This window comes from Sphingomonas sp. SP5 (assembly GCF_058313455.1).
Map to the genome: position 1 here is coordinate 92,411 of NZ_JBZFLF010000001.1, position 18,187 is coordinate 110,597.

Below are 18,187 nucleotides of genomic sequence, written 5' to 3' on the forward strand. Positions count from 1 at the left end.
CCGAGTGCCGTCAACATGGTTGCCAACCCATGGAGACGCTGCTAGGGGCGGCGTTCGCACGGCGCGGGCCATGGCTCGCGGCCGCATTCGCTATTTACCGGAGTGATTGGGTTTTATGCAGATCGTCGTCCGCGACAACAATGTCGACCAGGCTCTTCGCGCGCTCAAGAAGAAGCTGCAGCGTGAGGGTGTGTATCGCGAGATGAAGCTGCGCCGTCACTACGAGAAGCCGTCGGAAAAGCGCGCGCGCGAGCGTGCCGCTGCCGTCCGCCGCGCCCGCAAGCTCGAGCGCAAGCGCGCCGAGCGTGACGGTGCACGCTAAGGCATTGTAATCGCACTAGAGCATGGTCGGGGATCATGCTCTTCGGTGTGACTTGCTGTGACTTTTGAACCGGTGACGGCCGGCCCGGCACCATAGCTCCAGGTGCCTTGATGTCGACCGTCACCGCCGTTCCGCTGCAGCCCGTCAAGCGCAGCTATCTCGTCTATCTGTGGGTCGGCATCGTCCTGGCCTGCATCGCCGCCTTTGCGCTGGCGCGTCAAGGCGATGATTTCCTCACCCGCAATGCCCGCGCCAAGGGCGTCGTGACGACCGCCTCCGGCCTCCAGTACAAGGTGCTGAAACCCGGTGTTCCCGGTGCGGCCAAGCCGACCGACGCCGACGTCGCCCTCATCACCTATGAAGGCAAGCTGCTCAACGGCACCGTCTTCGACAAGTCGCAGCAGCCGACGCCGATGCCCGTCGCCGGCGTCGTCCCCGGCTTCTCCGAAGCTCTCAAGCTGATGCCCAAGGGGTCCAAGTACCGCGTCTGGATCAAGCCCGACCTGGGCTATGGCGCCGAAGAGAAGGGGCCGATCCCCGCCAACTCCACCCTGGTGTTCGACATCGACCTGATCGACTTCCTGCCCGAGGCGGTGGTTCGCCAGATGCAGATGCAGGCCCAGCAGGGCGGCATGCCCGGCGCGATGCCCCCGGGTTCGATGCCCCCGCCGGGTGCGGCACTGCCGGAGGCCGCCGGCGGCCGCTGACCCGATAGGTCTACCGACCAACGAAAAGGCCGGCGCTGGATCACAGCGCCGGCCTTTTTCATGTCCGGGCCGAATGGCATGGCCGGGGGAACATAAACCCGGCACGGGCAGGCGATCTCCACCCGACCCGTTCGTGCTGAGCCTGTCGAAGCACAGGTGAGTCGCACACCCGTCGACCCACGCCACCATCCCCGTACGGCCCGTGAGCACCACCGCTCCGATCTGCGGCAGGCAAAAAAATAGCGGCCCGAAGGCCGCTATTCCCTAGCCGAAGCTATGGTCAGCTTAGTTGCTGTCCGCGTTGTCATCGCTGTCGGCAACGACGACGATGCCCGCGACCACGGCGGCAGCCGCGAGAACCGCGATGATGATCCCGCCACCGGCGAGCTCGTTCTTCTTGCTCGAAGCCGAGCCGGTACGCACCGACTTCGACACCGACAGGCTCGCAGCCGGGTTCGCCGGAGCGGCAACGGCCGGAGCAACCGCCATGGTGGCGGCAGCGGCGGCCATGAGATACTTCCCAAGACGCATAATGAACTCCCTCTTGTGCTCGTCACTCGGCGCCATGCCAGAACAAGGTCAGCACGACAACCGCTTATCGGCCGCGAACGCGAATCCGCCCACAACCGTTGCGGCAATGCAACATGGCACCGCCGCCGCAGCCATAGCATGCCGGGCGATGCTGTGAAGCCCGATTATCGCATGACTAAGGCGGCACGGCGCATCCGCTTCAGCCGGTCTGCAGCGTCCAGCGCTCCGTTCCCTGGAGGCCCAGGGCAGTTAAGCGTCCGGTCTCATAGGCACCGGTATCTACGCCGATGCGATGCGGCTGCACGTCCAAATCTTCGCTGATGGTATGTCCATGCACGACGATCTTTTCCAAAGGTCGATCGTGACTGAGAAAAGGGTTGCGGATCCAACGCAGATCGGACGTACGCTGGTCGGCAAGATCGGTGCCCGGCCGGATGCCGGCATGTACGAACACATAGTCACCGACGATCACCATATCCTCGAACCGGTCGAGGAAGGCGCGATGCTCGGCCGGCACCCGAACCTGCATCGCCGCGTGCAGTTCCTCATAGTCCATCCGGTCATAGTCGGCGGCATCGACGCCATAGCTCATGATCGTCTCGCGGCCACCGATGCGGCAGAACATACGCAGCGCCTTGGGCTCGCCCTTCAGCGATTCGAGGAACACCTCCTCGTGGTTGCCGAGCAGGAAGTGGGTGTCCGCGCGCTCCTCGCCGAGCAGCCGCAGCCGCTCGATCACCGCCGCTGACGCCGGACCGCGATCGACCAGGTCGCCGAGGAACACCAGGATCGTCCTGGCGGGGCCGCGCGCCGCATCGTCGTCGGCGATCCGGCGCAGCAACTGGTCGAGCAGATCGGCGCAGCCGTGTATGTCGCCTATCGCATAGACGCGTTCGCCATCGGGAACAGCGGCAGCGGGCGGTGCCGACGCACGGCGCGCCCTGAGCAGCTTCTTGAGCATGACATCCTGTCGATCGATCGGAAGGGGTTCAGATACGTCGCCCCGCTCCTGGCGGCAACACCCTGAACCGCGCGTGAAACGCCTTAGCTGGCGAGGCGCAGGGCTTCCGCCGCCGGCCGGATCGCCGGCTGGTCCGACCAGATGCCGCGCGTGTCGAGCACCGCCTTGGTCCGCCGCTCCTCCAGCGGCACCGATCGGAACACGTCATGGTCGACCAGCACGATCATGATCGAGCAGGTTTCGATTGCTTGGTCGATATCGATCAGCGTCGCGCCGCTGCCGTCGAATGCGGCGGGCAGGGCGTTGGCATAGGGCTCGACGATCCGCACCCGTTCACCGAAGCGGCCGGCCAGCGCCTGCGCGACCTTCAGCGCCGGGCTCTCGCGGAAGTCGTCGATGTTCGCCTTGAAGGCAAGGCCGAGGCAGGCGACCGGCGCGCCCGGCCAGGCCTCGATCAACGCTGCGGCCTGCGCGACGACGTGATCGGTCTTGCCGTCGTTGACCAGCCGCGCGGTGCGGATCAGCGGCGTGTTGGCGGGATCGGCATGGACCAGGAACCACGGGTCGACCGCGATGCAATGGCCACCGACGCCGGGGCCGGGTTGCAGGATGTTGACGCGCGGATGCCGGTTGGCGAGGCGGATCACCTCCCACACGTCGACACCCATCGTATCCGCGACCAAGCTCAGTTCGTTGGCGAAGGCGATGTTGACGTCGCGGAACGCATTCTCGGTCAGCTTGGTCATCTCCGCGGCGCGCGCGTTGGTGGTGACGCAGGCGCCCCGCACGAACCGGCGGTAGAAGGCGAGCGCCTTGCGCGCGCAGCGGGGCGTGATGCCGCCGATCACCCGGTCGTTGTCGATCAGCTCGACCAGGATGCGCCCGGGCAGCACGCGCTCCGGGCAATAAGCGATGGCGACGTCCGCCGCCTCTCCGGTCCGGCCGGGCACGCGCAGATCGGGACGCAGCTGGGCGAGCAGGTCGCGCACCTTCTCCGTCGTGCCGACGGGGGAGGTCGATTCGAGGATCACCGTATCACCCGCCTTCAGCACCGCGGCGATCGTCGTGGCGGCCTGCAGCACATAGCCGATGTTCGGCGCATGATCGTCGGCGAAGGGGGTCGGCACCGCGATGACGAACACGTCGGCCGGCTCGATGGTGGTCGACGCGCGCAGCGATCCCCGCGCGACGACGCCGGAGACGAGCCCGTCGAGGTCCACCTCCTCGATATGCACGCGCCCCGAATTGACCGTCTCGACCACCGCGGGCGTCACGTCAACGCCGAGCACCCTGGCGCCCGTCCTGGCGATCACCGCCGCGGTCGGCAGGCCGATATAGCCGAGGCCGAGCACGGCGACCTTCAGCTCAGAGTCGGAAACCATCGGCGACGATCCTCGCGATCCGTGTGCTGGCCTGGCCGTCGCCGAACGGGTTGTGGGCACGCGCCATGGCCGAATAGGCCGCCTTGTCGTCGAGAAGCGTGAAGACTTCGGAAACGATGCGATCCGCGTCGGTGCCGATCAGCTGGGCGGTGCCCGCGGCGACACCCTCGGGACGTTCGGTGGTGTCGCGCATCACCAGCACCGGCTTGCCGAGCGCCGGCGCCTCTTCCTGCACGCCGCCCGAGTCGGTGAGCGCGAGGTCGCACATTTCCAGCGCGCGGATGAAGTGGGGATAGTCGAGCGGCGGCACCCGCGCGATATTGTCGGCATCGCCCAGCACCCGGTCCATCACCGCGCCGACATTGGGATTGGGATGCATCGGGAAGAGGACGGCCACGTCGTCGCGCCGGGCGATACGGGCGATCCCCTCGGCGATCGCCGCCATCCCATCGCCGAAATTCTCGCGCCGGTGCGTCGTCACCAGCACGACGCGCTTGCCCGCGAACCGCCGGGCTAGGGCATCGAGGCTTTCGGCGAGAGCAGGCTCTGCGGCGATCCGCCCGCGCGTCCAATGCAGCGCGTCGATCACGGTGTTGCCGGTGACATGGACGCCCGCCGTCACGTTCTCACGCGTCAGCGCGGCGGCGGCGGTATCGGTCGGCGCGAAATGCAGGTCGGCGATCGGCGCGACGATGCGGCGGTTCACCTCTTCGGGCCACGGGTGGTAGATATGGCCGGAGCGCAGGCCGGCCTCGACATGCGCGACCGGGATCTTGCGGTAATAAGCGGCGAGCGCCCCCACCATCGCGGTCGCGGTGTCGCCCTGCACGATCACGCGGTCGGGCGCGACCCGGTCCATCACCTCGCCCAGCCCGGTGAGCAGCCGCGCGGTGAGGCGGTCGAGCGACTGGCCCGGCTCCATCAGGTCGAGGTCCACGTCCGGCGTCAATCCGGCGATGGCGAGTACCTGATCCAGCAAGCCGCGATGCTGCGCCGTCACGCAGGTGACGGGCTCGATACCATCCACCGCCTGCAACGCCCGCACGACGGGGAACAGCTTGATGGCTTCCGGACGTGTCCCGAAAACGATCAAGACCTTGTGATGAGTTGTGGCGGCCATGCTGCCGCGTTACTGCGGCCCGCTTAATTTCGGGCTAAGCCCCGTGCCGCTGACACGCCGGCACCAGTGAAGGACGACCATGACGATCAAGCGCGTACGCAAGGCAGTGTTTCCGGTGGCGGGCCTCGGCACGCGGTTTCTGCCGGCGACCAAGGCGATGCCGAAGGAAATGCTGACCGTCGTCGACAAGCCGCTGATCCAATATGCCGTCGAAGAGGCGCTGGAAGCGGGCATCGAGCAGATCATCTTCGTCACCGGCCGCGGCAAGGGCGCGCTGGAGGATCATTTCGATATCTCCTACGAGCTGGAGGACACGATGCGCAGCCGGGGCAAGAGCCTGGATGCGATCGAGGGCATCCGCCAGAAGCCGGGATCGCCCGTCTACGTCCGCCAGCAGGAGCCGCTGGGGCTGGGCCATGCCGTATGGTGCGCGCGTGAGATCGTCGGCGACGAGCCGTTTGCGGTGCTGCTGCCCGACGAACTGATGGTCGGCACGCCCGGCTTTGTCGCGCAGATGGTCGAGGCCTACAACCAGGTCGGCGGCAACATCGTCGGCGCGCTGGAGGTGGCGGATAGCGAGACGGACAAATACGGCATCATCTCGCCCGGCGCGGTGGACGGACGCCTGACCGAGGTGACCGCTCTGGTCGAGAAGCCCAGGCAGGGGACCGCGCCGTCCAACCTGATGATCCCCGGCCGCTACATTCTGCAGCCCGAAGTGATGCGCATCCTGGAGCGGCAGGAAAAGGGCGCCGGCGGCGAGATCCAGCTGACCGATGCGATGGCGCAGCTGATCGGCAAGCAGGCGTTCCACGGCTTCACCTTCGACGGGCAGCGCTTCGACTGCGGCGACAAGGCGGGATATATCCAGGCCAATCTCGCGCTGGCGCTGGCACGGCCGGACATCGGCCCGGCGGTGCGCGACTTCGCGCGCGGGTTGCTCGGCGACCGCTGATCGGCCGGTCAGCCCCCGCAGGTGCGGCAGCCGGGATCCTTGGGCAGGCGCAGCGTGCGGAAGCGCAGCGACAGCGTGTCGGCGAGCAACAGCTTGCCCGCGCTGTCGTCGCCGAACGGATGGATCGCGCGCAGCACCTCGAGTGCGGCGAGGCTGCCGATCGCACCCGCCATCGGCCCGAGCACGCCATCCTCGGCACAGCTTGCGCCGGCCCGTTCGGGGTCGTCGCCGACGAAGCAGCGATAGCAGGGCTTGTCCGCCTCCCATCCGCGGAACACGCCCAATTGCCCGTCGAACTGGCCGATTGCCGCCGATACCAGCGGCACGCGCGCCGCATGCGTCGCATCGGCCACGGACAGCCGGGTGGCGAAATTGTCGCACCCGTCGAGCACCACGTCCGCATCGGCGAGCAACGCGGGTAGCGTGTCGGCATCGACCCGCAATCGACGCGGTGTGACGACGATGTGCGGATTGATCCGCCGTGCCGCGGCGGCGGCGGTATCCGCCTTGCCCGAGCCGAGATCGTCGGTGCGGTAGATCGTCTGGCGCTGGAGGTTGGAGAGGTCCACGACATCGTCGTCGATGATCGTCATCCGGCCGATGCCCGCCGCCGCGCAATATTGGATGGCGGGCGAACCGATCCCGCCCGCGCCGATCACCACCAGATGCGCGGCCATGAAGCGCTGCTGGCCGTCACCGCCGACTTCCTTCAGGACGATGTGGCGGGCGTAGCGGACCAGTTCGTCGTCGGAAAGGATCACGCCGGCCAGGAAAAGGTGAGGCTGGTGCGGTACCAGGTCTCGGCCGCCGGCGCCGCGACATTGCCGCGCACCATGCTGGAGACGAGCCCGGCGGCATATTGTTCGACGGAGGGGCAGGCGATGGCGCGCGGCACGATCCGCCGCGGCTGTCCAGCCGGGCCGATCAGCACCGCCAGGTCGATCTTCAGCACCCAGCTTTGCCCTGCGGCAATCGCCGCCGCGCAGCGGCCGGCCTTCACCTCGGCCCGCACGAAGCTGGACAGATTGGCGTCCGACGGATCGGCATTGTCTTCGGTGCCGCGCGCATAGGGCAGCGGACGCAGCTCGCTCCAGTCCTGCGGCGGCATCGGGGCCGCCGATGCGCCGGCCAGTTGCGCGGCCAGAATCAGTGTCGCTATCATCGCCCGGTCGATCCGAACCCTCCGCAGCCACGCTGCGTATCGTCCAGGTCCGCCACGATTTCCATCGTCGCGCGCTGAACCGGGGCAGGGACAAGCTGAGCGATCCGCTCGCCGCGGGCGATGGGAAAGGGCGCATCGCCCAGGTTGATGAGGATCACCTTCACCTCGCCGCGATAGTCCGAATCGATCGTGCCGGGCGTGTTGAGGCAGGTGATGCCATGCTTCAGCGCCAGCCCCGATCGCGGTCGCACCTGAACCTCATACCCTTCCGGGATGGCAAGCGCGAAGCCGGTCGCCACCGCACCACGCGCGCCGGGCGCGAGGGTCAGCGCCTCCGCCGCGACCACATCCATGCCCGCCGCGCCAGCCGTGGCATAGGCCGGCAGCGGCAACCCCTCGCCATGCGGCAGGCGGAGCAGGCGGATGGCGATCGGATCGGTCATCCCCGATTGCTACCCGCGATAGGCGAACGGATCAAGAACTCGCCAGCGCGTCCGCGATCCGTGCCGCCAGCCGCCGGGCGACCTCCGCCTTGGGCAGGCGGTCCCACGCCTCGATCCCATCGGCCGTCGCGATCGCGACGCGATTGGCGTCGCCGCCGAACACGTCGCCCGACACGTCGTTGGCGACGATCCAGTCGGCGCCCTTGCGCAGCCGCTTGGCGGCGGCACGCTCGACCACATGCTCGGTTTCCGCCGCAAAGCCGACGACCAGCCGCGGGCGCTGCGCGCCGCCCGCCACGCTGGCGAGGATGTCGACGTTCTCGGTCAGCGTCAGGGCCGGCGGAGCATCGCCCTTCTTGACCTTGTGCGGGGCGGCGGCGACGCGCCAGTCGGCGACCGCGGCGACCATCACCGCGGCATCGGCCGGCAGCGCGGCGAAGGTCGCATCCGCCATTTCCTGCGCGCTCACCACGTCGACGCGGTCGACGCCCTGCGGGGTCGGCAGCGTCACCGGGCCGGCGATCAGCGTCACCCGCGCGCCGAGGTCCGCCAGCGCGTCGGCGATGGCGAAGCCCTGCCGCCCGGACGAGCGGTTGGCGATATAGCGGACCGGATCGATCGCCTCGTGCGTCGGGCCGGCGGTGACGAGCACATGCCGTCCGGCAAGTGGCCCCGCCTTGGGGCTAAGCAGGCGCTCGACCGCATCGGCGATGGCGGCCGGTTCGGGCAAGCGCCCCGGCCCGAACTCGCCGCAGGCCATGGCGCCCTCGTCGGGCTCCAGCAGCGTGATGCCGTCGGCCCGCAACTGCGCGACGTTGCGGCGGGTCGCGGGATGCTGCCACATCCGCACGTTCATCGCCGGCGCCGCCAGCACCGGCGTATCGGTGGCGAGCAGCAGCGTCGTCGCCAGATCGTCGGCGATGCCGCCGGCCATGCGGGCGATCAGGTCGGCGGTGGCGGGGGCGATCACGATCAGGTCCGCCTGCCGGCTGAGCTGGATATGCCCCATTTCTGCCTCGTCCTTGAGGTCCCAGAGCGTGGTATAGACCTTGTCCTCGCTCAGCGCGGCGAGCGTCATCGGCGTGACGAAATGGCTCGCGCCTTCGGTCAGCACGCAGCGCACGGCATGGCCGCGTTTCTTGAGCAGGCGGATCAGTTCGCACGCCTTGTAGGCGGCGATGCCGCCGCCGACGATCAGCAGCACACGCTTCATCGCACGATCCTCCTGACGGTGATCCGCCGCCGCTCGCGCGCCGCGACGACGAGGTCGCGCAGGCCGTCGGGGACGAAGGCGAGGCCGACCAGCAGCAGCGGCGCGATCAGCAGGCCCCAGTAAAAGGTGTCGAGCCGCCCGAACACGCTCAGCACCGCGGCATAGGCCGCGAGCAGCACCAGCACGCGCAAGGCCAGCCCATCCGCCCAGCCGAGCCAGCCGAACAGCGCCAGCCCGACGAGCGGCGCCGCGAGCCACAGCGGCGCCAGCGCCAGCGCGGTCGACACGGTCATCGTCCGCACGAAGAAGCCGAAGCCCAGCCGCCCCGACCAGCCCGGCGATGCCGGATCGAGCGGCCGGACGACGCCCGCCACCGCATGCGCATGCGCCACCAGCGCCAGTGCCAGGATCAGCCCCGCGACGATCCAGCCGATCGCCTCGCGCCGCTGCCCGCCGGCCAGTGCCATCACCGCCATCAGCGTGAGGTACAGCCCCGCCGTCTCGCGGATCAGCGCGGCGGCAAGCCCGAACGCGACCGAGGGTAGCCACGCCGCCGGCCGATAGACGGCGAGCGACAGCGCGATGAACAACCCTGCCCAGATCTCGTGAAAGGCGATGAGGTCGCGCTGCACGAACGCCATCAGTCCGCCCGCGAGCAGAGCCATGGCGACGATCCGCGGCGGCGCGCGGGCGAACGCGGGGGCGAGCCGCGCATACCAGGCGAGCGCCACGGCGGCGACGAGCAGGTAGAGCAGCACCACCACCACGCCATGCGGCACCGAGGCCTGCACCATGGCGAGCGTCGGCAGGCGAAAAGTGACGAAGGGCTTGAGCGGGTAATCGCCCGCCCGCATCGCATCGGCGGCGACCGGATAATAGGACCCGCCGTGGCGCACGCTCTCGACGATCGTCTCGTAGAGCACCACGTCCGCCTGATCGTCGCCGCGCCGCGCGGCATCGCCGCTCGCCGCGGGCGGCGCCGGCGTCGCGAAGACGAGCAGGGTGGCGAGCAGCAGCACGGCGAGCGCCGCCAGCCCCGCCCAGGCATTGCGCGGCGCCGCACCGGCGAACCGCGACGGCTGCGCGAGCCAGACCGGGGCGGGCAGGCGGTGCATCACCGGCTCAGTGGACGAACAGCCAGGTCGCGCCGACACTGGCGAGCGCGGTGCCGATCGCCACCGCGGCATAGCGCCAGCCGCCGCCGATCCGCACCACCTCGATCTCGCGCAGCGGCGGGGCAGGGGGCTCGCCGCCCGGTGCCGGATAACGCGCCTCGATCCGGCGGACGAGGTCGGGCAGGCGGGCGAGCGTGCGCACGTCCTGGATCAGGCGATCGGCGATCGCCGCCTCCGGTCCCAATTCTGTCCTGATCCATTCGCGCACGAACGGCGCGGCGGCCTCCCACAGGTTGATGTTGGGATCGAGGCCGGTCGCCACGCCCTCCACCATCACCATCGTCTTCTGGAGCAGCAGCAGGTGCGGCTGCGTCACCATGTCGAAGTCGCGGGTGATCGAGAACAGGCCGTCCAGCATCATGCCGATCGACATGTCCTTCACCGGCAGCCCACGCATCGGCTCGCCGACCGCGCGCAAGGCCGTCGCGAACTCGGCGACATTGTGATGCGCGGGAACGTAACCCGCCTCGAAATGAATCTCGGCGACGCGGCGGTAATTGCCGGTGATGAGGCCGTACAGGATCTCCGCCAGCCACACCCGCGCGCGCCGGTCGATCCGCCCCATGATGCCGAAATCGATCGCGGCGATCTTGTTGCCGGGCAGGGCGAACAGATTGCCCTGGTGCATGTCGGCGTGGAAGAAGCCTTCGGCGATCGCCTGACGCAGGAACGCCTGCACCAGGGTGTTGGCGAGGTGCGGCAGGTCGTAGCCCGCGGCGACCAGCGCCGGTCGGTCCGACAGCTTGATGCCGTCGATCCACTCCACCGTCAGCACCCGCGCGGTGGAGCGCTGCCAGTCGATCGCCGGGACGACGAAATCGGGCTCGGCGGTCATCGCCTCGGCGAGTTCGGAGGCGGACGCCGCCTCGCGCCGGAAGTTGAGCTCGCGCGCCGTCCAGCGCTTGAAATTCTCCACCGTCAGCCGCGGGCGCAGCCGCCGCGCCTCGATGCTCATCCCTTCGAGCTGCGCGGCGGCCCATTGGTAGGTGTCGATCGCCCGCGCGAAATCCGCCTCGACGCCGGGGCGCAGCACCTTCACGGCTACTCGCCGCCCGTCGGTCGTCACCGCCCGATGCACCTGCGCGATCGATGCGGCGCCGACCGGCACTTCCTCGATCTCGGTGAACAGGTCGGAGGGCGGACGGCCGAAGCTGCCCTCCATCGCCGCCGCGATCGTTGCATAGGGGACGGGCGGCAGCTGGTCCTGCAAGCGCAGCAGGTCCGCGGTCGCCACCTCGCCGACGAGGTCGGGACGCGTCGCCAGCGTCTGCCCCAGCTTGATCGCGGCGGGGCCGATCGCCTGGAAGGCATCGGCATAGCGCGGCACCTTGGGCACCCGCGCGCCGATCCGCGCGACCCGCGCGAGTCGGCGGACGGGCGCCGGCGTATTGGGATCGCGCTCGATCCCGCGCAGCGCCCCATGGCGCGCCAGGATGCGGCCCCATCGGAGGAGCCGCCACATATGGACGACGGAGGCGGTCATGGTCGCTCCCCTCCCGCTCGCGGGAGGGGTTGGGGGTGGGCGCGATCATGAGCGGCGCTATCGGGCCGGCCCACCCCCGGCCCCTCCCGCAAGCGGGAGGGGAGATGACGTCGCCCCATCAGATCTTCCAACCCGAATGGATCGCGACCAGCCCGCCCAGGATCGGCTCCACCCGCGTCCGCGCAAAGCCCGCATCGGCGATCATGCCCTTGAAGGTCGGCATGTCCGGAAACCGCCGGATCGATTCGATCAGATAGCGGTAACTGTCGGCATCCTGCGCCAGCAGTTGGCCAAGCTTCGGCACCAGCCGGTGCGAATAGCCGTCGTACACCTCCTTGAACCCCGGCCAGGTCGTGGTCGAGAATTCCAGGCAGAAGAAGCGCCCACCGCGCCGCAGCACGCGATGCGCCTCGCCCAATGCCTTGGGGATGTCGGTGACGTTGCGGATGCCGAAGGCGATCGTATAGGCGTCGAAGAACCGGTCGGGAAAGGTCAGCGTCTCGGCATTGGCCTCCGTCCAGACGAGGCCGTCCAGCCCGCGCTTGGCGGCGCGCTGCATGCCGACCTCCAGCATCGCCGGGTTGATGTCGGCCACCGTCACCGCAGCCCCCGACGCGGCGAGGCGAAAGGCGATGTCGCCGGTGCCGCCGGCCATGTCGAGGATCTGCTCGCCCTCGCGTGGCTGCACGCGGCGGACGAACCGGTCCTTCCACAATCGGTGCATGCCGCCCGACATGGCGTCGTTCATCAGGTCGTAGTTCTTGGCGACGCTGGAAAAGACGCTGCCGACGCGGGCGGTCTTCTCGTCGGGAGCGACATCTTCATAGCCGAAGGAGACGGTGCCGGGCGCGGGTGTATCGGTCATGCCGAGACCCCTAGCGGTGGCTTGTGGCGGGGGCAAACGCAACCTAGCTCTTGACGCGTGCCAGAGCTTCCCGAAGTCGAAACCACCGTCCGCGGCCTCACCCCCGTCCTTGCCGGCCAGCGGCTGACGCAGGTCGAGCCGCGCCGCGCCGACCTGCGCAAGGCGATTCCCGTCGACCTGCGCCAGCGAATGACCGGCGCCACCGTCACCCGTCTCGGCCGGCGGGCGAAATACGGGATGATCGACACCGATCGCGGCGACACCCTGATCTTCCACCTCGGCATGTCGGGCCGCTGGCGCGTCGATCCCGCCGAGCCGCTCGCCCACGATCACCTGCTGATCGCAACGGCGGAGGGGCGCCACCTCGCGCTCAACGATCCCCGCCGATTCGGCTTTCTCGATCTGGTCGAGACGGCAGCGCTCGCTGCCTATCCGCCCTTCGCGGCGATGGGGCCGGAGCCTTTGGGTGAGGAGTTCACCGGCGCCTATCTGTATGACGCGCTGAAAGGCCGCGCCGCGACCATCAAGGCGATGCTGCTCGACCAGCGCATCGTCGCGGGGCTCGGCAATATCTACGTCTGTGAGGCGCTGCACGTCGCCCGCATCGCGCCCACCCGCGCGGCGGGGCAGATCGCGCTGCCCCGACTCGAACGGCTGGCGGTGGCGGTGCGCGAGGTCCTGCTCGCCGCGATCGAAGCCGGCGGATCGACCCTGCGCGACTATGCCCGGCCGGACGGTGAGCTCGGCTATTTCTCCAAGCAGTTCCTCGTCTACGGCCGCGAGGGCGAGCCATGCCATTGCGGCGGCACCGTGCAGCGCCGGGTGGATAGCGGCCGCTCGACCTTCTATTGTCCGAAATGCCAGCGGAGCTGATGCCGTTGCATTGTCATTCCGCCAGCGCGAGAATGACGAAGGCGGCCGTGGAACGGTTGACCCCGCCGCCCGCAATCGCTAAGGGCGCTGCCTTCGAGACGGCGTAGGGTGAACCGGCGCCTCTTCCCTATCGACCACATTACTCGCAAGGACGTACCGAATGGCGAATACGCCGCAAGCCAAGAAGCGCATCCGTCGCAATGCACGCCGCGCCGAGATCAACGGCAACCGCGTCGGCCGTATCCGCACCTTCGTCAAGAAGGTCGAGGCGGCGCTTGCTTCGGGTGACAAGGCTGCGGCGACCACGGCGCTGGCAGCGGTGCAGCCCGAGCTGCAGCGCGGCGTCGCCAAGGGCGTGCTGCACAAGAACACCGCGAGCCGCAAGTTCTCGCGCCTGACGAAGGCGGTCGGCGGCCTCGCCTGACACGCTTTTCACGTCGGAAAGTTCAACCCGCCGGGCCACGTCCGGCGGGTTTTTTGATGTCCGGATCGGGCGGAAAAAGAACGAACAGGGGGAATGCAGGAGTCACCACGATTCGAGTGGGGCCGATGTCGTCTTCTCCCGAGAAAATACAACTAAAACAACGGCTTGTAAGATTTCCCCACGCATTTCCGCGGCCCAGGGGCTGTCAATCCCGTTTATTTCAGGAATGTGACCCGCCGGGGGCTTGATCGACTCGGCCGAGGCTTCATAACTCGGCGCCACCGCAGCGATGTTCATCGCACGCGGGACCAGAACAGCGTGGGCATGCCGAACGGCCGTTGGCCGTCAGGGGGAACTTGTCTGTCTTGAAACCGGCCGCCGGGGCGACGTTTCGTCGATTCCGGCAACGAAGAGGTGTGTGTTGAACGATCGGCAGGCAGCGGCGGTGACGGAGAGCGAGGCGCAGCGCGCCTGGGCTCGCGTCCGCGGCAACCTGCGCGAATCCGCCGGCGCCCGCCTGTTCGAACAATGGCTGAAGCCGATGGAGCTGATCGAGGACGGCGATCCCGACAGCATCCGTCTCGGCCTGCCTTCGGCGTTCATGACCAACTGGGTCCGCAACCATTACGCCGACCGCCTGCTGCTCGAATTTCGTGCGCTGCTGCCGCAGGTGCGCGGCGTGTCGATCGAGACGCGAGTCGCCGCACCCGCCGCGGTCAAGCTGGTGGCGGAGCCTGCCGCCGTGCCTGCGCCCGTGGCCCAGCCGAGCCCGCCCGCCGCCGTAGTCATGCCTGCCGCAGCCGCGCAGCCGGCTGCCGAGCGCCCGCCGCTCGATTCGCGCTTCACCTTCGATCGGTTCGTCGTCGATGCCGCCAACCGCGTCGCGTTCAACGCCGCCCGCGCGCTGGCCGAGCCGGGCGTGCCGCGCTTCAGCCCGCTGTTCCTCCATTCGGGAACCGGGCAGGGCAAGACCCATCTGATGCACGCGATCGGCCACGCCTTCCTGGCACAGCACCCGGACGCCACCGTCCTGTGCATGTCGGCCGAGCGCTTCATGTTCGATTTCGTCGCGGCGATGCGCGCGCGCGACACGCACAGCTTCAAACAGCGCCTGCGCGGTGCCGACCTGCTGCTGATCGACGACCTCCAGTTCATCGCCGGCAAGGATGCGACGCAGGAGGAATTCTTCCACACCGTCAACGAGATCATGAGCGCGGGCAAGCGCCTCGTCATCTCCGCCGATCGCTGCCCCCAGGCGCTGGATGGCGTCGAGGCGCGGATCGTCAGCCGCATGTCGGTCGGATTGGTTGCCGACATCAAGGCGCCCGACCTCACGTTGCGCCGCACTATACTGGACAGGAAACTCGCAGACCTGCCAGAGGCACGCGTCCCCGCCGAGGTGCTCGACCTGCTGGCCGCGCGCATCCACGCCAACATTCGTGAGCTGGAAGGCGCGCTCAATCGCGTCGTCGCCTATGCGCAGCTGACCGGCGACAGCATCGACCTCGACTTCGCACTGGCGACGCTCGGTGACGTCCTGCGCGGGGCGCAACGGCGCGTGACGATCGACGAAATCCAGAAGCTGGTCAGCCAGCATTTCGAGCTGAAACCGCTTGACCTCGTCTCCGCCCGCCGCAGCCGTGCGGTCGCGCGGCCGCGCCAGATCGCCATGTATCTCGCCAAGCGCCTGACCACCCGCTCGCTGCCGGAAATCGGCCGCAAGTTCGGTGGCCGCGATCATTCCACCGTCATCCACGCGGTGCGCAAGATCGAGGAACTGCGCGACCAGGACCGCGACATCGACGCAGCCGTGCGCACCCTGATGCGCGAACTGGAAGCGTAGCGCCGGAACCCCGCTGCGCCCACCGGACGCGTCCTTCAGCTCGTCATTGCAAGCATGGGGGCATTCCAGGGCCGCACCCCGGATACTCTGGAATGCACCGCCACCTTGGCGATGAAGGCCTACGCCAGCAGCCCCATCGCGTCCTGCGCCCGACGCAGCACCGGTGCCGACAGCGCCCGCGCCTTCTCCGCACCCCGGTTCAGGACCGCATCGATCGCGGCCCGGTCGTCGAGCAGCCGCACCATCTCGTTCCGGATCGGGCCGAGCGTTGCGACCGCCAGGTCGGCGAGGTCGGGCTTGAACGCGCCGAAGCCCTTGCCGGCATAGTCCGTCAGCACATCCTGCGGCGCACGATCCGCCAGCGCGGCGAAGATCGTCAGCAGGTTGCGCGCCTCCGGTCGCTCGGCCAGCTCCGCCATGCTCGCCGGCAGCAGCTCGGGATCGGTCTTCGCCTTGCGGAACTTGTCGGCGATCACCTCATCCGAATCGATCAGCTTGACCACCGATTGTTCGGACGGATTGGACTTGGACATCTTGGCCGACGCATCGCGCAGCGACATGATCCGCGGCGCGGCGGCGCTGATCAGCGGCTCGGGCAGGGTGAACAGGTCCGTCGCATAATCGGTGTTGAACTTGGTCGCGATATCGCGGGCGAGCTCCAGATGCTGCTTCTGGTCCTCGCCGACCGGCACGTGCGTGGTGTTGTAGAGCAGCACGTCGGCAGCCATCAGCACCGGGTAATCGTACAGTCCGACGCTGGCGCCCTCGCGGTTCTTGCCCGCCTTGTCCTTGAACTGCGTCATGCGGTTGAGCCAGCCGACCCGCGCGACGTTGTTCAGCAGCCAGCTGAGCTCGCTATGCGCGGGCACGCGCGTCTGGTTGAACAGGATCGATCGGTCGGGATCGATCCCCGCGGCGACCAGCGTCGCGGTCATCTCGATCGTGTTGGCGGTGAGGTCGGCGGGCGCGATCCATTCGGTCAGGCCATGCAGGTCGGCGATGAAGTACAGCGTCTCGCCGCCCTCGGCCTGGATCGCGTCCTGCATCGCCACCCACTGCTTCACCGCCCCCAGATAATTGCCGAGGTGGAGGTTGCCCGTGGGCTTGATACCGGAAACGACGCGCTTGGTGGTCATCGGGACGAGGCTCTGCGACGAAGGAGGGAACGAAGGTCGCCGACGCGGAAGGCACCGGTAACGAAACAGGCGAGGGCGTAGATCGCGACGCCCGATCCGACCAGGATGGCCAGAGCGACCGCGCGCACGATCAGCGTACGGGTCAGATAGGGTTCGACCCACGGCGTCACCAGCAGCAGCGCTGCACCCATCAGCAGCGCCGAGAGGGCGAGCCGCGGCGCCTTGCGCTTCAGTGCAGGATCGAGCGCGAAATGCCCGCGCCGCCCGAGCACGACGTACAGCGATATGACATTCACCGTGGAGGCGATGGCCGTCGAGAGCGGCGGGCCGATCTGGCCGATGTTCCATTGCGCCAGCGTCGGGATCAGCACCAGATTGCCGATGAGGTTGATCGCCACCGAATAGAGGGCGAGGCGCACCGGCGTCCGGGTATCGGCGCGGGCGTAGAAGCCGGGCGTCAGCACCTTGACCAGCACATAGCTGGGCAACCCGAGCGAAAAGGCCGCGAGCGCCTGCGCCGCGCGGATGGTATCGGCGGGGCCGAACGCGCCGTGCTGGAACAGGCCACGCACCAGCGGTTCGGCGGCGAAGACGAAGGCGGCGGTGGCAGGCAGCGTGAGGAACAGCGCCAGCTCCAGCCCGCGGTTCTGCGTCTCCATCGCTTCGGCGTCACGGCCTTCCGACAGAAGCCGCGACACGACGGGGAGCAGGATCGTTCCCAGCCCGATACCGATCAACCCGAGCGGCAGCTGGTTCAGCCGATCGGCATAATAAATGGCAGAGATCGACCCCGCCGACAGCAATCCGCCGGCCAAGGCGGTGGAAATGGCAAGGTTGATCTGCGCCGCGCCTGCGCCGGTTGCGGCGGGGACGATCAGCTTCAGCATCTGCTTCACGTCGTCGTCGATGCGCGGTCGCCGCAGCCGCAGCCGCACGCCGGCCTGACGACACGCAAGCCACAGCCACGCCAGCTGCAAGGCGCCGCCCGCCGTCACCGACAGCGCCTGCGCGCGCGCCGTCGCATAGGGATCGCCGCCGTGGAAGAAGATCAGCGCACCCACCATCGCGACGTTGAGCAGGATCGGGGCCGCCGCATTGACCCAGAAGCGATGCAGCGAATTGAGGATACCACCCAGCAGCGACACCAGCGATATCAGCATCAGATACGGGATCGTGAAGCGCGACAGCATCACCGCAAAGGCGAATTGCTCGGCGCTCGGATGCTGGCGGTCGAACCCGCCGGACAGGCCCCAGGTGATCGGATAGGCTGCGAGCAGCATCCCCGCGGTGAAGACGAGCAGCACCGGAAACAGCACCGCCAGTGCCCGTTCCGCAAAGTCCACGCCCGCCGCCGTACCGCCACCCTCCGCCACCTTGCGGTTGAACAGCGGGATGAACGCCGCGGAAAACGCGCCCTCCGCAAAGAGGGCGCGAAACATGTTGGGCAGACGGAACGCGACGAAGAAGGCGTCCGAGGCGAACCCCGCACCGACATAGGTCGCCTGTAACGTATCGCGGACGAGCGCCAGCACCCGGCTGGCGAGCGTCAGCCCGCCGACCGAGCCCAGCGCCTTGGTCAGGTTCACTGCGCC

General features: G+C 68.4%; 19 protein-coding genes. 6 read left to right on the top strand and 13 right to left on the bottom strand.

Features of this window, described 5'->3' with window-relative positions; all coding sequences use genetic code 11:
• The first annotated feature begins 115 nt into the window (after positions 1-115).
• Both rpsU and AC4GY7_RS00345 read left to right on the top strand, forming a co-directional pair.
• Positions 116-322, top strand: coding sequence for a 30S ribosomal protein S21 (gene rpsU, locus AC4GY7_RS00340; protein ID WP_017978269.1), 207 nt, complete (start codon positions 116-118; stop codon positions 320-322).
• A gap of 110 nt (positions 323-432) precedes the next feature.
• The gene (locus tag AC4GY7_RS00345) at positions 433-1,029 is read left to right on the top strand and encodes an FKBP-type peptidyl-prolyl cis-trans isomerase (RefSeq protein ID WP_491111345.1); all 597 of its coding nucleotides are present in this window, start codon (positions 433-435) and stop codon (positions 1,027-1,029) included.
• Positions 1,030-1,314: 285 nt separating this feature from the next.
• Here the strand turns inward: AC4GY7_RS00345 and AC4GY7_RS00350 are convergent, their stop codons facing one another.
• The 4 genes from AC4GY7_RS00350 to wecB all read right to left on the bottom strand — a co-directional run bounded on the left by AC4GY7_RS00350 (position 1,315) and on the right by wecB (position 5,023).
• A complete protein-coding gene (locus tag AC4GY7_RS00350; RefSeq protein ID WP_491111347.1) occupies positions 1,315-1,539 on the bottom strand; it encodes a hypothetical protein in 225 nt (74 codons plus the stop codon).
• 220 nt (positions 1,540-1,759) lie between these two features.
• Complete coding sequence (locus AC4GY7_RS00355) at positions 1,760-2,521, bottom strand: metallophosphoesterase family protein (protein WP_491111348.1); 762 nt, start codon at positions 2,519-2,521, stop codon at positions 1,760-1,762.
• An 83-nt stretch (positions 2,522-2,604) separates the two neighbouring features.
• Positions 2,605-3,903 (bottom strand): UDP-N-acetyl-D-mannosamine dehydrogenase, encoded by a 1,299-nt coding sequence (wecC, locus tag AC4GY7_RS00360; protein WP_491111350.1) that lies wholly within the window; start codon positions 3,901-3,903, stop codon positions 2,605-2,607.
• Positions 3,887-5,023, bottom strand: coding sequence for a non-hydrolyzing UDP-N-acetylglucosamine 2-epimerase (gene wecB / locus AC4GY7_RS00365; RefSeq protein ID WP_491111352.1), 1,137 nt, complete (start codon positions 5,021-5,023; stop codon positions 3,887-3,889). Before wecB ends, wecC begins: the two co-directional genes overlap by 17 nt.
• Positions 5,024-5,102: 79 nt before the next feature.
• Between wecB and galU the strand changes: the two genes are divergently transcribed.
• Positions 5,103-5,978 carry a UTP--glucose-1-phosphate uridylyltransferase GalU gene (gene galU / locus AC4GY7_RS00370; protein WP_491111354.1) on the top strand — a complete coding sequence of 292 codons (876 nt, stop codon included), beginning with the start codon at positions 5,103-5,105 and terminating at the stop codon, positions 5,976-5,978.
• Between the two features lie 8 nt (positions 5,979-5,986).
• Here the strand turns inward: galU and AC4GY7_RS00375 are convergent, their stop codons facing one another.
• From AC4GY7_RS00375 to AC4GY7_RS00405, 7 genes are all read right to left on the bottom strand, one after another.
• Positions 5,987-6,739, bottom strand: coding sequence for a HesA/MoeB/ThiF family protein (locus tag AC4GY7_RS00375; RefSeq protein WP_491111355.1), 753 nt, complete (start codon positions 6,737-6,739; stop codon positions 5,987-5,989).
• On the bottom strand, positions 6,736-7,140 hold the full coding sequence (locus AC4GY7_RS00380) for a hypothetical protein (RefSeq protein WP_491111356.1): 405 nt from the start codon (positions 7,138-7,140) through the stop codon (positions 6,736-6,738). Before AC4GY7_RS00380 ends, AC4GY7_RS00375 begins: the two co-directional genes overlap by 4 nt.
• Positions 7,137-7,583 (bottom strand): dUTP diphosphatase, encoded by a 447-nt coding sequence (gene dut, locus AC4GY7_RS00385; protein WP_491111358.1) that lies wholly within the window; start codon positions 7,581-7,583, stop codon positions 7,137-7,139. The genes AC4GY7_RS00380 and dut overlap by 4 nt, the downstream gene beginning before the upstream one ends.
• A gap of 31 nt (positions 7,584-7,614) precedes the next feature.
• Positions 7,615-8,796 carry a bifunctional phosphopantothenoylcysteine decarboxylase/phosphopantothenate--cysteine ligase CoaBC gene (gene coaBC, locus AC4GY7_RS00390; protein WP_491111359.1) on the bottom strand — a complete coding sequence of 394 codons (1,182 nt, stop codon included), beginning with the start codon at positions 8,794-8,796 and terminating at the stop codon, positions 7,615-7,617.
• Positions 8,793-9,911, bottom strand: a complete 1,119-nt coding sequence (locus tag AC4GY7_RS00395; RefSeq protein WP_491111361.1) for a hypothetical protein — start codon at positions 9,909-9,911, stop codon at positions 8,793-8,795. Before AC4GY7_RS00395 ends, coaBC begins: the two co-directional genes overlap by 4 nt.
• Positions 9,912-9,918: 7 nt before the next feature.
• Positions 9,919-11,454 carry a 2-polyprenylphenol 6-hydroxylase gene (ubiB, locus tag AC4GY7_RS00400; protein ID WP_491111363.1) on the bottom strand — a complete coding sequence of 512 codons (1,536 nt, stop codon included), beginning with the start codon at positions 11,452-11,454 and terminating at the stop codon, positions 9,919-9,921.
• A gap of 118 nt (positions 11,455-11,572) precedes the next feature.
• A complete protein-coding gene (locus tag AC4GY7_RS00405) occupies positions 11,573-12,319 on the bottom strand; it encodes a class I SAM-dependent methyltransferase (protein WP_491111364.1) in 747 nt (248 codons plus the stop codon).
• 57 nt (positions 12,320-12,376) lie between these two features.
• Between AC4GY7_RS00405 and mutM the strand changes: the two genes are divergently transcribed.
• The 3 genes from mutM (at position 12,377) to dnaA (ending at position 15,459) form a co-directional block, all read left to right on the top strand.
• Complete coding sequence (gene mutM / locus AC4GY7_RS00410) at positions 12,377-13,192, top strand: bifunctional DNA-formamidopyrimidine glycosylase/DNA-(apurinic or apyrimidinic site) lyase (protein WP_491111365.1); 816 nt, start codon at positions 12,377-12,379, stop codon at positions 13,190-13,192.
• A gap of 160 nt (positions 13,193-13,352) precedes the next feature.
• Complete coding sequence (gene rpsT / locus AC4GY7_RS00415) at positions 13,353-13,616, top strand: 30S ribosomal protein S20 (RefSeq protein WP_491111367.1); 264 nt, start codon at positions 13,353-13,355, stop codon at positions 13,614-13,616.
• Positions 13,617-14,037: 421 nt separating this feature from the next.
• Entirely contained in the window at positions 14,038-15,459 is a 1,422-nt protein-coding gene (dnaA, locus tag AC4GY7_RS00420; RefSeq protein ID WP_491111368.1) for a chromosomal replication initiator protein DnaA, read from the top strand.
• Between the two features lie 119 nt (positions 15,460-15,578).
• On the opposite strand, the gene trpS is transcribed toward dnaA, so the two are convergent.
• Together trpS and murJ are read right to left on the bottom strand one after the other, a co-directional pair.
• Positions 15,579-16,595, bottom strand: a complete 1,017-nt coding sequence (trpS, locus tag AC4GY7_RS00425) for a tryptophan--tRNA ligase (RefSeq protein ID WP_491111369.1) — start codon at positions 16,593-16,595, stop codon at positions 15,579-15,581.
• On the bottom strand, positions 16,592-18,181 hold the full coding sequence (gene murJ, locus AC4GY7_RS00430; protein ID WP_491111371.1) for a murein biosynthesis integral membrane protein MurJ: 1,590 nt from the start codon (positions 18,179-18,181) through the stop codon (positions 16,592-16,594). Before murJ ends, trpS begins: the two co-directional genes overlap by 4 nt.
• Between the last annotated feature and the right edge of the window lie 6 nt (positions 18,182-18,187).

Excerpts from the sequence above, each read along its gene's own strand:
- trpS (WP_491111369.1), bottom strand. The coding sequence starts at position 16,595 with ATGACCACCAAGCGCGTCGTTTCCGGTATCAAGCCCACGGGCAACCTC.
- AC4GY7_RS00345 (WP_491111345.1), top strand. The coding sequence starts at position 433 with ATGTCGACCGTCACCGCCGTTCCGCTGCAGCCCGTCAAGCGCAGCTAT.
- AC4GY7_RS00350 (WP_491111347.1), bottom strand. The coding sequence starts at position 1,539 with ATGGCCGCCGCTGCCGCCACCATGGCGGTTGCTCCGGCCGTTGCCGCT.
- AC4GY7_RS00395 (WP_491111361.1), bottom strand. The coding sequence starts at position 9,911 with ATGCACCGCCTGCCCGCCCCGGTCTGGCTCGCGCAGCCGTCGCGGTTC.
- wecC (WP_491111350.1), bottom strand. The coding sequence starts at position 3,903 with ATGGTTTCCGACTCTGAGCTGAAGGTCGCCGTGCTCGGCCTCGGCTAT.
- AC4GY7_RS00380 (WP_491111356.1), bottom strand. The coding sequence starts at position 7,140 with ATGATAGCGACACTGATTCTGGCCGCGCAACTGGCCGGCGCATCGGCG.
- AC4GY7_RS00405 (WP_491111364.1), bottom strand. The coding sequence starts at position 12,319 with ATGACCGATACACCCGCGCCCGGCACCGTCTCCTTCGGCTATGAAGAT.
- wecB (WP_491111352.1), bottom strand. The coding sequence starts at position 5,023 with ATGGCCGCCACAACTCATCACAAGGTCTTGATCGTTTTCGGGACACGT.
- rpsU (WP_017978269.1), top strand. The coding sequence starts at position 116 with ATGCAGATCGTCGTCCGCGACAACAATGTCGACCAGGCTCTTCGCGCG.
- ubiB (WP_491111363.1), bottom strand. The coding sequence starts at position 11,454 with ATGACCGCCTCCGTCGTCCATATGTGGCGGCTCCTCCGATGGGGCCGC.
- AC4GY7_RS00355 (WP_491111348.1), bottom strand. The coding sequence starts at position 2,521 with ATGCTCAAGAAGCTGCTCAGGGCGCGCCGTGCGTCGGCACCGCCCGCT.
- dut (WP_491111358.1), bottom strand. The coding sequence starts at position 7,583 with ATGACCGATCCGATCGCCATCCGCCTGCTCCGCCTGCCGCATGGCGAG.
- coaBC (WP_491111359.1), bottom strand. The coding sequence starts at position 8,796 with ATGAAGCGTGTGCTGCTGATCGTCGGCGGCGGCATCGCCGCCTACAAG.
- galU (WP_491111354.1), top strand. The coding sequence starts at position 5,103 with ATGACGATCAAGCGCGTACGCAAGGCAGTGTTTCCGGTGGCGGGCCTC.
- rpsT (WP_491111367.1), top strand. The coding sequence starts at position 13,353 with ATGGCGAATACGCCGCAAGCCAAGAAGCGCATCCGTCGCAATGCACGC.